At 65.2% G+C, this 13,128-nt stretch carries 14 protein-coding genes; 3 read left to right on the top strand and 11 right to left on the bottom strand.

What is annotated here, in order from left to right:
* Positions 1 to 14: 14 nt before the first annotated feature.
* From G8O24_RS36645 to G8O24_RS36630, 4 genes are read right to left on the bottom strand one after another with little or no spacing between them, the layout of a single operon-like run.
* The gene (locus G8O24_RS36645) at positions 15 to 779 is read right to left on the bottom strand and encodes an amino acid ABC transporter ATP-binding protein (RefSeq protein WP_188107384.1); all 765 of its coding nucleotides are present in this window, start codon (positions 777 to 779) and stop codon (positions 15 to 17) included.
* The gene (locus G8O24_RS36640; RefSeq protein WP_188107383.1) at positions 776 to 1,633 is read right to left on the bottom strand and encodes an amino acid ABC transporter permease; all 858 of its coding nucleotides are present in this window, start codon (positions 1,631 to 1,633) and stop codon (positions 776 to 778) included. The genes G8O24_RS36645 and G8O24_RS36640 overlap by 4 nt, the downstream gene beginning before the upstream one ends.
* Positions 1,630 to 2,457 (bottom strand): ABC transporter substrate-binding protein, encoded by an 828-nt coding sequence (locus tag G8O24_RS36635; protein ID WP_188107382.1) that lies wholly within the window; start codon positions 2,455 to 2,457, stop codon positions 1,630 to 1,632. Before G8O24_RS36635 ends, G8O24_RS36640 begins: the two co-directional genes overlap by 4 nt.
* A gap of 54 nt (positions 2,458 to 2,511) precedes the next feature.
* Positions 2,512 to 3,468, bottom strand: a complete 957-nt coding sequence (locus tag G8O24_RS36630; RefSeq protein WP_188107381.1) for an N-carbamoyl-D-amino-acid hydrolase — start codon at positions 3,466 to 3,468, stop codon at positions 2,512 to 2,514.
* A 151-nt stretch (positions 3,469 to 3,619) separates the two neighbouring features.
* On the opposite strand from G8O24_RS36630, the gene G8O24_RS36625 reads away from it, so the two are divergent.
* Together G8O24_RS36625 and G8O24_RS36620 are read left to right on the top strand one after the other, a co-directional pair.
* On the top strand, positions 3,620 to 4,546 hold the full coding sequence (locus tag G8O24_RS36625) for a LysR family transcriptional regulator (protein WP_188107380.1): 927 nt from the start codon (positions 3,620 to 3,622) through the stop codon (positions 4,544 to 4,546).
* A 43-nt stretch (positions 4,547 to 4,589) separates the two neighbouring features.
* Positions 4,590 to 5,309, top strand: a complete 720-nt coding sequence (locus G8O24_RS36620; RefSeq protein WP_188107379.1) for a type 1 glutamine amidotransferase — start codon at positions 4,590 to 4,592, stop codon at positions 5,307 to 5,309.
* Positions 5,310 to 5,455: 146 nt separating this feature from the next.
* On the opposite strand, the gene G8O24_RS36615 is transcribed toward G8O24_RS36620, so the two are convergent.
* The 7 genes from G8O24_RS36615 to G8O24_RS36585 all read right to left on the bottom strand — a co-directional run bounded on the left by G8O24_RS36615 (position 5,456) and on the right by G8O24_RS36585 (position 10,870).
* On the bottom strand, positions 5,456 to 5,923 hold the full coding sequence (locus G8O24_RS36615) for a nuclear transport factor 2 family protein (RefSeq protein WP_188107378.1): 468 nt from the start codon (positions 5,921 to 5,923) through the stop codon (positions 5,456 to 5,458).
* A 94-nt stretch (positions 5,924 to 6,017) separates the two neighbouring features.
* A complete protein-coding gene (ybgC, locus tag G8O24_RS36610) occupies positions 6,018 to 6,467 on the bottom strand; it encodes a tol-pal system-associated acyl-CoA thioesterase (RefSeq protein ID WP_311972262.1) in 450 nt (149 codons plus the stop codon).
* A gap of 69 nt (positions 6,468 to 6,536) precedes the next feature.
* On the bottom strand, positions 6,537 to 7,454 hold the full coding sequence (locus G8O24_RS36605; RefSeq protein WP_188107377.1) for a metallophosphoesterase: 918 nt from the start codon (positions 7,452 to 7,454) through the stop codon (positions 6,537 to 6,539).
* A gap of 131 nt (positions 7,455 to 7,585) precedes the next feature.
* The gene (ruvB, locus tag G8O24_RS36600) at positions 7,586 to 8,644 is read right to left on the bottom strand and encodes a Holliday junction branch migration DNA helicase RuvB (RefSeq protein ID WP_311972261.1); all 1,059 of its coding nucleotides are present in this window, start codon (positions 8,642 to 8,644) and stop codon (positions 7,586 to 7,588) included.
* Between the two features lie 125 nt (positions 8,645 to 8,769).
* Positions 8,770 to 9,387, bottom strand: a complete 618-nt coding sequence (gene ruvA / locus G8O24_RS36595) for a Holliday junction branch migration protein RuvA (protein ID WP_188107376.1) — start codon at positions 9,385 to 9,387, stop codon at positions 8,770 to 8,772.
* Positions 9,384 to 9,911, bottom strand: a complete 528-nt coding sequence (gene ruvC / locus G8O24_RS36590) for a crossover junction endodeoxyribonuclease RuvC (RefSeq protein WP_188107375.1) — start codon at positions 9,909 to 9,911, stop codon at positions 9,384 to 9,386. Before ruvC ends, ruvA begins: the two co-directional genes overlap by 4 nt.
* 212 nt (positions 9,912 to 10,123) lie before the next feature.
* Positions 10,124 to 10,870 (bottom strand): YebC/PmpR family DNA-binding transcriptional regulator, encoded by a 747-nt coding sequence (locus G8O24_RS36585; protein WP_188107374.1) that lies wholly within the window; start codon positions 10,868 to 10,870, stop codon positions 10,124 to 10,126.
* 208 nt (positions 10,871 to 11,078) lie between these two features.
* Here G8O24_RS36585 and G8O24_RS36580 point away from each other — a divergent pair, with 208 nt between their 5' ends.
* Complete coding sequence (locus G8O24_RS36580; RefSeq protein ID WP_188107373.1) at positions 11,079 to 12,827, top strand: methyl-accepting chemotaxis protein; 1,749 nt, start codon at positions 11,079 to 11,081, stop codon at positions 12,825 to 12,827.
* Positions 12,828 to 13,128: the final 301 nt, after the last annotated feature.

Raw genomic sequence — 13,128 nt, 5'->3', positions numbered from 1 at the left:
AACACGTCCCCATCTCAGATCACTGCCGAAAGAAATGCTTTGGTCCGCTCTTCGCGCGGCGCGCCCAAGACGTCGGAGGCGCGGCCCTGCTCGACAATCGCGCCCTGGTCCATATAGACGACGCGGTCCGCAACCTCGCGGGCGAAGCCGAGCTCGTGCGTCACCACCATCATGGTCATGCCGCTCTTTGCCAGCTCCTTCATCACCGCGAGCACCTCGCCGACCAGCTCGGGATCGAGCGCGCTGGTCGGCTCGTCGAACAGCATCAGCATCGGCTTCATCGCGAGCGCCCGCGCGATCGCCACGCGCTGCTGCTGACCGCCGGAGAGCTGGGCGGGATAGGAGTTGGCCTTGGCCGACAGGCCGACGCGACGCAGCAATTCAAGGGCCTCGGCGCGAACCTCGTCGGACTTTCGGCCCTGCACCTGGAGCGGACCCTCGGTGATATTCTCCAGCGCGGTCTTGTGCGGAAACAGGTTGAAGCGCTGGAACACCATGCCCGTCTTCAGCCGCTGCCGCCCGATCTCGCGCTCGCTGAGACGATGCAGCTTCCCGCTCTGCTCGCGCACGCCCAAAAGTTCGCCGTCGAGCCAGATGCCGCCGCTGTCGATGATTGCGAGCTGGTTGATGCAGCGGAGCAGCGTGGTCTTGCCTGAGCCGGAAGCGCCGATCAGGCACATCACCTCGCCGGGCCAGACGTCGAGCGAGACGCTTTTGAGAGCCTGGAACTCTCCAAAGCTCTTGCTGACGGAGCGGATCGCGACGAGGGGCTTCGTCATCGCACGGGCCGCAATGTGCCGCGTGCGAAACGGCGTTCGAGCAGCATCTGGAGCGGCGTCAGGATCGAGACCACAAGGAGATACCAGAGCCCGGCGACGATCAGGAGCTCGATCACGCGGGAATTGGCGTAGTAGATGTTCTCGGCGTTGTGCAGCACCTCGGGATACTGGATGACGCTCGCCAGCGAGGTCGCCTTCACCATGCCGATGAATTCGTTGCCGAGTGGCGGGATCACCACGCGCATCGCCTGCGGCAGGATGATCCGGCGCAAGGCGCGCAGCCGGCCCATGCCGATTGCCTGCGCGGCCTCATATTGCCCGACGTCGACCGACAGCATGCCGGCGCGCATGACCTCGGATGTATAGGCGCCCTGGTTGATGCCGAGCCCGAGCAGCGCCGCAAGGAACGGCGTCATGATGTCGACGGCGCGCGCGCTCCACAGGCCGGGAATGCCGATGGTCGGAAACACCAGCGCGAGGTTGAACCACAGCAGGAGCTGCAGGATCAGCGGCGTGCCGCGGAACAGCCAAGTGTAGCCGGCTGCGACCGTCTTCAGCACCGGATTGGGCGACAGCCGCATGATCGCGACGACGATGCCGAGAAAGATACCGAGCGCCATCGCCAGCACCGCCATCACCATGGTGTTGACGATGCCCTCGAGGATCACCTTCGCCGTGAGGAAGCGGCTGACATAAGACCATTCGATCTGGCCATTGGCGAAGGCCCGCGCGATTCCCGCCAGCACCAGGACGATCAGGGCCGCGCTGATCCAGCGGAACCAGTGCGGCTCGCGCGCGATCCGCATCCCCGATAAATCAGGGAAGCCTTCTGCGAGGGCCGGCGCCGGCCTCATTGCGGCGCCGCGTTCAGCATGGGCTGGGTGACTGCATTCGCGCCCAGACCCCATTTGTCGAGCACCGCCTTGTAAGACCCATCGGCGATCATCGCCGCGAGCTTCTCCGTCACGACCTCACGTAGCGCCGCATCATCCTTGCGGAACATGATGCCTTGATAACCTTTGGCAAAGGCCTCGCCGACGATGCGATATTTGCCGGGCTCCTGCGTCTGCGCATAGGGCAGCGTTTCGCTACCCTGCACGGCGGCGTCGATGCGGCCCTGCTTGAGCTGATTGCGAACATCGATCGAGTTCTCACCCGGCACATATTGAATGGCCGGCTTGCCGGCGGCCTCGCAATTCTGCTTGCTCCACTTCTCGATCTCGACCGGAAAGCTGGTGCTGCGGGTGGTGCCGACTTTCTTGCCGCAGAGGTCGGTCGCGGCCTTGGCCTCGCTCTCCGCCATCACGAAGAACTGCGGGCCGGTCGTGAGGTAGTCGACGAAATCAGCGCTCTCGCGCCGCGAGGCGCGGTCGGAGATGCCGGAGATGATGAAATCCGCGCGTTTGGTCTGGAGCGAGGGGATCAGCTCGGCGAACGGCGTTTCGCTCCAGACGATCTTGAGGCCGCCGAGCCGCTTGGCGAGCTCGTTCGCAAGATCGATGTCGAGCCCGACCAGCTCGTTGCTGGCAGGGTCGCGATATTCCATCGGCGCGTAGGTGGAGTTGACCGTGAGCTTCAGCGCGCCCGCCTGCTTGATCTCGGCCGGGAGCTCGGCCGCTTGCGCTGACGTCATTGCAGCCAGCGCTGCGAAACCGAGAGAAAGCGAGAGGCGTGTCATGTCAGCTCCTTGGCCAACGTTTCCGTGACGATCCTTGCCAGCGCCGTGCCAAAGTCAGTCCGCATCGAGAACCGCCGGCTCGATGACGCCGGCGCGCTCGGTGATCACCCGGTATTGCTCGGGCCGCCGGTGAGCGGCGAAGTTGAACATCTTGTCCTTGCCCTGCCGGCAGAGATCGAGATCGATATCGGCCACGATCACCTCGTCGGTCAGGGTCGCCGCCTGCGCGACGATGCGGCCATTGGGATCGACGATGCAGGAGCCGCCGATCAGGCCGGAGCCGTCCTCGTCGCCGGCCTTGGCGACCGAGATCGCCCAGGTCGCGTTCATGTAGGCATTGGCCTGCGTCACCAGCGTCGAGTGGAAGGTTCGCAGCGAGGCATCTTCGGTGGTGCCGCCATTGGGATCATAGGCCGCCGAATTGTAGCCGATGCAGACGAGCTCGACGCCTTGCAGGCCGAGCACGCGCCAGGATTCCGGCCAGCGGCGATCATTGCAGATCATCATGCCCATGATCGCATGGGCCCAGGCCGAGCCGGCGCGAAACGCGGGAAAGCCGAGATCGCCATACTCGAAATAGCGCTTCTCAAGCTGCTGGTAGCGCGCGCCCGCCCGCGGCTCGACCGAGCCGGGCAGATGCACCTTGCGGTAACGGCCGAGGATCTCGCCGTCACGATCGACCAGGATGGCACAATTGTAGCGACGGCCTTCGGGCGTCAGCTCGGCATAGCCGACGTAGAAGCCGACGCGCAGCGCCCGCGCGCGGTCGAATAGCTTGGCCACCGCCGGGTTCGGCATGCCGCGCTCGAAATAGCGATCGAGCGCATCGCCCTCCAGCAGCCAGCGCGGGAAGAAGGTGGTGAAGGCGAGTTCGGGAAACACCACGAGGCTGGCGCCGCGGCTCGCCGCCTCCTCCAGCATGGCCAGCATCCGCGACAGCGTATGCTCACGGGTATCGGCTTTTTGCGTCGGCCCCATCTGGGCGGCGGCGGCGCGAAGCACACGAACCAAGATTGCCTCCAATCTGTGCGCAATGCTGCCTCAATGGGCGGGTGAACCCTTTGATCCAGCATGCAAATCCGCGAACATTAGGCGCAAGGCGGGCTGCAAAAGCAATTCATCGTGCTATGATGTTTTGGTCCAGAGTATAAATGGCAGTGATATGAACCTGCGCCAGCTCGAGATCCTCCGTGCCGTCATCCGCCATCGCACCACGGTGGCGGCGGCCGACGAGCTGGCCCTGTCGCAGCCTGCGGTCAGCAATGCGCTGAAGACGATGGAGGCGCAGGCGGGCTTTGCACTGTTCGAGCGTGTCAACAACCGGCTGTTTCCGACCGCGGAGGCGATGGCGCTCTACAAGGAGAGCGAGGCGATCTTCGCGCTGCACGCCAAGCTCGAGAATCGCGTCCGCGATCTGCGCGAGAACCGCGCCGGACATCTCGCCATCGTGGCGACGCCTCCGCTCGCCTACAGCATCATTCCTTCCGCGCTGTCGGGCTTCCTGCGCCGCCGCCCCGAGACGCGCGTATTCTTCGACGTGCGGCGCTATGAGGGCATCATCGAAGGCGTGCTCAGCCGCGTCGCCGAGCTCGGCTTCGCCCTCGGGCTGACGCATCATCCCGGCATCGCGCATGAGGTGGTGCATACCGGCGAGATGGTCTGCGTGCTGCCGCCGCAGCATCCGCTGGCCGGCAAACCGGCGATCTCGGCCTCCGACCTGTCCGGCCTACCCTTCATCGGGCTCGAGCGCGGCACGCGCCTCGGCGAGGCCGTTCGCGACAGTTTTGCCCGCGCGGGCGCACCGTTCCAGCCGACGGTCGAGGTGCGCTATTGCAATACGGCCTGCGTGCTCGCAGCCGCCGGTGTCGGCGCTGCGGTGGTGGATCCCTTCTCACCGCGGCAGAACGGCGGCCACGGCCTTGCCGTTCGGCCGTTCACGCCGACGACCCGCGCGGTTGCCTATATGCTATGGTCGGAAGCCGAGCCGCTGTCGCGTCTGGCAAAAGCCTTTCTCGCCGACATCCGCAAGGAGAGCGCGCTCCTGGAGCGTACAGCGCCACACCAGCAACATGGGGCAGGAAGCAACTGAGCTTCGCAAGCTTTGACCTGAGGGCACATCTGGGTAAGAAGTCATGGCACGCATCACCATCATCGAGACCGGGCAGGTCCCGCCAAAATATCGCGAGCAGCACGGCTCGTTTCCGGACATGTTCGAGCGCATGGTGCGCGCCGAGGACCCGACCGCCGAGGTCGACGTGGTCAGCATTCCGAATGGCGACGCACTGCCCGATCCGGGCAAGCTGGAGGCTGTGCTGATCACCGGTGCAGCCGCCGGCGTCTATGACGGGCTTGACTGGATCCCGCCACTGGAGGAGTTCGTGCGCACCGCTTACGCCAACAAGACGCCGATGGTCGGCATCTGCTTCGGCCATCAGCTGATCGCGCAGGCGCTCGGCGGCACCGTGCGCAAGTCCGATAAGGGCTGGGGCATCGGACGGCACGTCTATCAGGTGCTGCCGGAGAACGGCATCATTGGCGGCGAAGCGGTCGCTGTCGCCTGCTCGCATCAGGACCAGGTGATCGAAGCGCCTGACGATGCGCTGACGATCCTCTCGTCGGAATTCACCCCGCACGCCGGCCTGCTCTACGCCAATGGCGCCACGCTGACATTGCAGCCGCATCCAGAGTTCGACGTCGCGTTTGCGCAAGTCTGCTGCGAACTGCGCGACGGCAAGGCGCCGAAAGACGTCGTTGCGACGGCGCGGGATTCCCTGGCGCAGCCGCTGGACAATGCGAAGGTGGGCGGCGCGATCACACGGTTTCTGGCGCGCACATCCATCTCCTCATCCTGAGGGCCCGCCGAAGGCGGGCGTCTCGAAGGATCGAGGCCCCCGCTGTAGCGGCCAGGCCTGCATGGCGAGACGCCGCGGAGCCCGTCATCGGGCCGCGCGTTGCGCGGACCCGGTGGCGGCTCCTCACCATGAGGATTGCGAGTTATTCAGAACGGATCCGTGCCCAGCCCCGGCACATCCGCCGGCCGTGGTCCGGGCGCTGCCCAGTGAAACCGACGGTCCTTCTCGGCAATCGCGATATCGTTGATCGAGGCCTCGCGCCGCTTCATCAGGCCGTGCTCGTCGAACTCCCACTGCTCGTTGCCGTAGGAGCGATACCACTGGCCACCGGCATCGTGCCATTCGTACTGGAAGCGCACCGCGATGCGGTTTTCGTCGAAAGCCCAGAGATCCTTGATCAGGCGATAGTCGTGCTCCTTCTCCCATTTGCGGGTGAGGAAGGCGACGATGGCCTCGCGGCCCTGGAGCACCTCCGAGCGATTGCGCCAGCGGCTGTCCTCGGTGTAGGCGAGCGAGACTTTCACAGGATCGCGTGAATTCCAGGCGTCCTCGGCCATACGCGCCTTCTGCGCGGCGGTCTCACGGGTGAAAGGCGGAAAAGGCGGGCGCGACATGATGACCTCATCGGTTGGTCAGAGGCCGCAATCTATCGCCGCGGCGAGTGGAGTCGATAGGCCAATCCCTATCGACCCATCACTTATCGGGCGATCAGGAAATCAAATCGGCCTTCATCAGCGTGCGGATCGATTTCGGGATCGGCTGCGCCCGGCCGCCGCTGATGAAGGCGACACGCACCTCGGCCTTCACCAGCACGTCCTCACCACGCCGCACCTCCTGCGCCAGCATGATGGACGCGCCCTTCACCGCGACCGGCCAGGTGACGACGTCGAGCACGTCATCCATCCGCGCGGGCTTCAGGAAGTCCAGATGCATCGAGCGCACGACGAAGGCAAAGCCGGCGCCTTCAATCTCGGGCTGGTCGAACAGCGCCTGCTGCTCGGCGCCCATCAGCCGCAGATGATTGGTGCGCCCGCGTTCCATGTAGCGCAGATAGTTGGCGTGATAGACGATGCCGGAGAAATCCGTGTCCTCGTAGTAGACGCGGACCTGCATGTGGTGGCGGCCGTCGCGGATCTCGCCGTCGAGATGAACTGTCACGTCGCGAGCCTCTTCGCTTGTCGCTGCGGGTCCGTTTTGCGCAAAAACGGCCGGCAGCGCAAGCTTACGCTACACGATGGCGGGCGACCGCCCCAGCGTCACCTCGACGATTTCAGGCGGAACGCCGACGCGGACCGGCATGATGCTGCAGCCCAGGCCGCCGGAAATGATGACATCGCAGTTCAGCCGCAGATGGCCATAGATGAGCGGAACGCCATTCTGCCGCGGAAGCGCCGGCGACCAACCGAACAAGCGGACTTGTCCGCCATGGGTGTGACCAGACAGCTGCAGCGCAACGCGCGCTGGTACGCGCGTCGCGACATAGGGCTCATGCGCGAGCAGAATGATCGGCGCGTCGTCGGTGATCTTCGCGAGCGTCGCGTTGAGATCGTCGGCCCCGAGAAATTTCGCGCGACCATAGCGCGGTCCTGGAAAATAGGCGAGCTGATCGCCGAGACCCGCGAGCCAGAACGTGCGACCATCCTTGGTGAGACGCGCAACATCGTTCTCGTAAACGGGAATGCCGACCGCCTCCAGCGCACGATGGGCGACCGTCGCTCCGTGCCCGGCCAGTTGCACGACGTAGTCATCCCAATAGTCATGATTGCCCATGACGGCGTGAACGCCGAGCGGCGCCTTCAGGCCACTCAGCACCCTGGCCCACTCTCCGGCCGGGATCATGCGCGTGACGTGATGATGGCCGGCGACGTAGTCGCCGAGCAGCACGACGATGTCGGGCTTGAGCGCGTTGGCCTGGTCGACAATGGCCTCGATCCGCTCCAGCGACATCCAGGGATCGCAGGCGTGGATGTCGGCGATGACGGCGATCTTGAGCGCAATGTCCGCGGGCCATTGCGGCGGCATCGGATGATAGCGGGTGACGCGTGGCCGCAGCTCGGGCTCGACGCCGACGCCATAGGCGGCCGTCGAGATGCCGAGCGCGGACAGGCCGCCGACAGAACGGATGAGATGACGCCGAGAAATCATGGAAGCTCGCTCATGATGCGCTTCCGTGATGCGGTCCGATTGGAGCGGAATTGGGGTGCGCTTGTGCAGATCATCTGCACAGAGATTACTGAAAGTTCATGACAGCCAGAGCAACTTAACGATAGCGCGGATTACTCGTTGCTCTCGTCCGAGCCGAACAGGCCAAACTGGGCCGCCGCATCGCGCGAGGGCTCGGCGATACCGAGATGGCGGAAGGCGTGCGAGGTCAGCAGGCGGCCGCGCGGGGTGCGCTGCAGATAGCCGCACTGGATCAGATAGGGCTCGATGATATCCTCGATCGCATCGCGCGGCTCGGACAGCGCCGCGGCCATCGTCTCGACGCCGACCGGGCCGCCACCGTAGTTCGTTGCGATCGTCGTCAGATAGCGCCGGTCCATGGCATCGAGGCCTGCGGCGTCGACCTCGAGCGCGCTGAGCGCATGGTCGGCGATCTTGCGGTCGATCTTGTCGGCATTGGCGGCCGAGGCGAAATCGCGCACCCGGCGCAGCAGGCGGCCGGCGATGCGCGGCGTGCCGCGGGCACGGCGGGCGATCTCGTTGGCCCCGTCGGCGCTCATGCCGACATTGAGCACGCGCGCGCCGCGGGTGACGATGCTCTCCAGCTCCTCGATGGTGTAGAAGTTGAGTCGGACCGGAATGCCGAAGCGGTCACGCAAGGGATTGGTGAGCAGGCCGGCGCGCGTGGTGGCGCCGACCAGGGTGAATTTGGACAATTCGATCTTGACCGAGCGCGCCGCCGGACCTTCGCCGATGATGAGGTCGAGCTGAAAATCCTCCATCGCGGGATAGAGCACCTCTTCCACCGCCGGGCTCAGGCGATGGATCTCGTCGATGAAGAGAACATCGCGCTCTTCGAGATTCGTCAGGAGAGCTGCGAGATCGCCAGCCTTGGCGATGACAGGACCTGACGTGGCGCGAAAGCCGACGCCAAGTTCTTTCGCGACGATCTGCGCCAACGTGGTCTTGCCAAGGCCGGGCGGGCCGACGAACAACACATGGTCCAGCGCCTCGCCGCGCTTGCGCGCCGCCTCGATGAAGATCGAGAGGTTCTTGCGCGCCTGCTGCTGGCCGACGAAGTCGGACAGCGACTGCGGACGCAGCGCGGTGTCGCCGACATCGTCGCTGCGGCGCTCGGGTGAGACCATGCGGTTGGCCTTGGGATCGCTCACCTAGCGAACTCCTCGTAGGGTGGGCAAAGGCGCCCTTCGCGCCGTGCCCACCAAATTTCCGTCCACTCGAAACATGGTGGGCACGCTTCGCTTTGCCCACCCTACGAGAGCGACCATTGCCGCGCTCACTTCGAGAGCTCCTTTAGGCCGAGGCGGATGAGCTGAGCGGTCTCGGCATTTTCACCGGCACTGCGCGAGGCGGAGGCAATCGCGGCTGCTGCCTGCGGCTGGCCATAGCCGAGATTGACCAGCGCGGAGATCGCGTCTGCCACCGGGCGCGGCGCGCGCTGGTCGTCGACGGCGCCGGCGAGATGTACGACGGCCGGATCGACATTGGCGAAGGCCGGCGCCTTGTCCTTCAACTCGGTGACGATGCGCTCGGCGACCTTGGGTCCAACGCCGGGGGTACGCGCCACTGCCGCCTTATCGCGCAAAGCAATCGCGTTGGCGAGATCGGCCGGCGCCAGCGTGCCGAGCACGGCCAGCGCCACCTTGGCGCCGACGCCCTGCACGGTCTGCAGCAGACGAAACCATTCGCGTTCCTGGTCGGTGCGGAAGCCGAACAGCTTGATCTGATCCTCGCGGACATAGGTCTCGATCGACAGCACCGCGGCTTCGCCCGGCGAGGCCAGATGCTGCAAAGTGCGCGCCGAGCAATGAACCTGATACCCGACACCGCCGACGTCGAGGATAACAAAATCCTCGCCGTAGGAATCGATCAGGCCCTTGAGCTTGCCGATCATAACCCGGCCACCTTCAGCCGAAGCGCCGTGCTCTGGCGGTGATGGGCATGGGTGATGGCGATGGCCAGCGCATCGGCGGCATCCGCCGACGGCGGCTCCGCCTTGGGCAGCAATATCTTCAGCATCATCGCGATCTGTTGCTTGTCGGCGTGGCCGGCGCCGACCACGGTCTTCTTGACCTGGTTCGGCGCGTATTCGGCGACGGAGATGCCGAACATTGCGGGCGCCAGCATGGCGACGCCGCGGGCCTGGCCGAGTTTCAGCGTCGCGACGCCGTCCTTGTTCACGAAGGTCTGCTCGACCGCCGCTTCCATCGGCTGATGGCAGGAAAGAATGGCCGCGAGCCCCTCATGGATCGCCAAAAGCCGGCTCGACAGCGGCAGATCGTCCGGCGGTTCCACCGAACCGCAGGCGACATAGATCAGGCGGTTGCCTTCAGCCTCGATCACACCCCAGCCGGTGCGGCGCAGGCCGGGGTCGATGCCGATGATGCGAACGGGTTGGCGAATCGGGAGCGCGGTCATGGGCCAGTGATAGCGGTTGGCCCATGATAGCGAAACAGAAACAGAACAGAAGTAACAGGGGAAAGGTGGTCTCGTGCGCCGGGCGCGGCGCAGCGCGAAGCGGTGCGCCGCTGAACCGGGGCCCATGCCGCCGTCGGTGCTTGAAGAACAATGGGTCCCGGCTCTGCGCAGCAGCGTTTCACGCTGCAGCGCGTCCGGGACACGTACCGCCCCTACCCGCCCATCTTCGCGACCAGCGCGTCCGAGATCTCGAAATTGGCGTAGACCTGCTGGACGTCGTCATGCTCGTTGAGCAGGTCCATCAGCTTCAAGAGCTTCTCGCCGGTCTCGTCGTCGACGGCGACCGTATTCTGCGGCTTCCAGATCAGCGCAGCCTTGCGCGGCTCGCCGAACTTGGCTTCCAGCGCCTTGGCGACGTCGCGATAGCTTTCGGTCGAAGCGTAGATCTCATGGCCGCCTTCGCCGGACATCACGTCATCGGCGCCAGCCTCGATCGCGGCGTCGAGCACCGCATCGTCATCGGCGACGCTGCGGTCATATTCGATGATGCCGGTGCGGTCGAACATGAAGGACACTGAGCCGGTTTCGCCGAGATTGCCGCCTGATTTGGTGAAGAAGGAGCGGATGTCGGAGGCGGCGCGGTTGCGGTTGTCGGTCAGGGCCTCGACGATGACGGCAACGCCGCCCGGGCCATAGCCCTCGTAGCGGATCTCGTCATAGTTCTCGCCGTCGCTGCCGAGCGCCTTTTTGATGGCGCGCTCGATATTGTCCTTCGGCATGTTTTCCTGCCGCGCGGCGATCACGGCGGCGCGCAGGCGAGGGTTCATGTTGGGGTCGGGCGTGCCGAGCTTGGCGGCCACGGTGATTTCCCGCGCCAGCTTGCCGAACAGCTTCGACTTCTGGGCATCCTGCCGCCCCTTGCGGTGCATGATGTTCTTGAATTGGGAATGTCCGGCCATGGGTGGTCTCTTGGTCTCTTTGGAATCGTCCGCCAGCGAGCGTGGAAAGCGCGGCGTTATAGGCCGCCACCCCACCGGAATGAAAGGGGTCTTTGGCCAGCAGGGTATCACCGTACTGGCCCGTGCCTAGATGGCAGGCGCCGTTAACCGTGATTTCATTCCGGACTGCGAAAATAGCGTCGACCTAATCCCCGGCAAGAGAGACCTGATGGCGTTCGGATTGTTTCGAAGGCGTCTGCCAGATACGGCCGCGGCAGTGGCAGCCCCTGAGGCTGTGCAGTCGGCGGCGCCTACCGAGCCGGCTCCGGCTGCCGAAGCCGATTCGGCCCGGGAAATCCTGGAACTGCTGGAACTCGAGCTCGGCGCCATGATCCGCCAGCTGGAGCGCGCCGCCAATTCGGTGGCCGGCGGCGCCGAGGCCACCGCGGCAACCCTGGCGGACATCCGCCAGCGCACCGATGCGCTGACCGGGCGGACCAATGCCGCACAGTCCAACGCCTCGAGCTTTGCCCATGCCGCCGACAAGTTCACCCAGTCCGCGCAGGGCATCGGCGCTCAGGTCCGCGAAGCCGGCAAGCTCGCCGATCAGGCCAGCGAGGCGGCCCAGGAAGCCCGCGCCAATGTCGACCGCCTGCGCGAATCGTCCGCCGCGATCGGCAATGTCGTCAATCTGATCGCCCAGATCGCGCGGCAGACCACGCTCCTGGCCCTCAACTCGACCATCGAGGCTGCGCGCGCCGGCGCTGCCGGCAAGGGCTTCGCGGTGGTCGCCACCGAGGTCAAGGCGCTCGCGGTGCAGACCCAGAGCGCGACCGAGGAGATCTCCAAGAAGATCGACGCGCTCCAGCGCGACGCCGCAGGCTCCGCCGATGCGGTGCACCGCATTTCGCAGGCCATCGAGGCGATCCGCCCGGTGTTCGACACGGTCAACGGCGCGGTGGCCGAACAGAACGCCACCACGAACGAAGTCTCCGGCAATGCCGCCAGCGCCTCTGAGTTCATCATTTCGGTCGGCGAGAGCGCAGCCGAGATCGACGCCGCGACCAAGGCCGCCGAAACCCATGGCGAGAACGTCGCCAGCGCCGGCAAGGCCGTGACGACCTTCGCGCAAAAGCTGAAATCGCGATGCGCGGTGCTGCTGAGGCAAAGCGAGCACGACGACCGCCTGAGGACCGAGCGGCTGCCCTGCCATCTCAAATTCGAGAGCGCCCGCGGCGTATGGCCGGTCTACGAGGTCGCGATGGACGGCGTGCTGATCGGGGGGGCGGATGCAAGCCGGCTCGCGCCGCAGGCGATCATCGAGGGCAGGCTCGAAGACGTCGGCGCCTGCCGCCTGCGTGTGATCGAACAGTCCAAGGCCGGCGCGCGCACCCAATTCGTCAGTCCAAGTGCCGAGCTGCGCGAAAAGATCGAAGACAAGCTCTGGTCGATCCACGAGGAGAACACAGAGTTCGTCACCCGCGCGATGGAAGCGGGCAATGCGCTGACCAAGATCTTCGAGCAGGCCGTCGCCCGCGGCGAGGTCGGGATCAACGACCTCTTCGACACCGACTATGTCGAGATATCAGGCACCGATCCGCAGCAATACCGCACCAAATATCTCGATTGGGCCGACCGCGCGCTGCCGTCGTTCCAGGAAGCCTTTCTCGCCAAGGACCCGCGCATGGCGTTCTGCGCCATGGTCGACCGCAACGGCTTCCTGCCGGTCCACAACAAGATCTATTCGCATCCGCAGCGACCGGGCGATCCCGGCTGGAACATGGCCAACAGCCGCAACCGGCGAATCTTCAACGATCCGGCGGGGCTCGCCGCCGCGCGCAACCTGCGCTCGTACCTGGTCCAGAGCTACGCACGCGACATGGGCAACGGCAACACCGTGATGATGCGCGAGATCGACGTCCCGATCCGCGTGCAGGGCCGGCACTGGGGCGGATTCCGCACGGCCTACAAGCTCTAGGGCATGATCCGAAAAAGTGTGCAGCGGTTTTTCGACAAGACCATGCCCACACAAAACCAAGGCGCAAATTGTGCCTGACTGCACGCTCAGGCAAGACGCCGGCCGCGAATCATCCTCTAAACTCGAAACCGGACTGGGAATGCCGCAAAGAGCCGGCGGGCGGCTCTGACTGGAGGACTCATCTGATATGTCCGTCGCACAATTTGCAGTCCTGGACACCGGCTCCAACCGGACCCTGGCCGAACGACTGATCGACCAGCTTGCCGACCGCATCGGCGGCCTCGGCGTCGAGCTCGCCGAC

Source organism: Bradyrhizobium campsiandrae (assembly GCF_014529705.1).
In the GTDB taxonomy this organism is placed as follows: Bacteria; Pseudomonadota; Alphaproteobacteria; order Rhizobiales; family Xanthobacteraceae; genus Bradyrhizobium; species Bradyrhizobium campsiandrae.
Note: the sequence above shows the minus strand (reverse complement) of the source record. Positions and strands in the feature narration are given on the sequence as shown.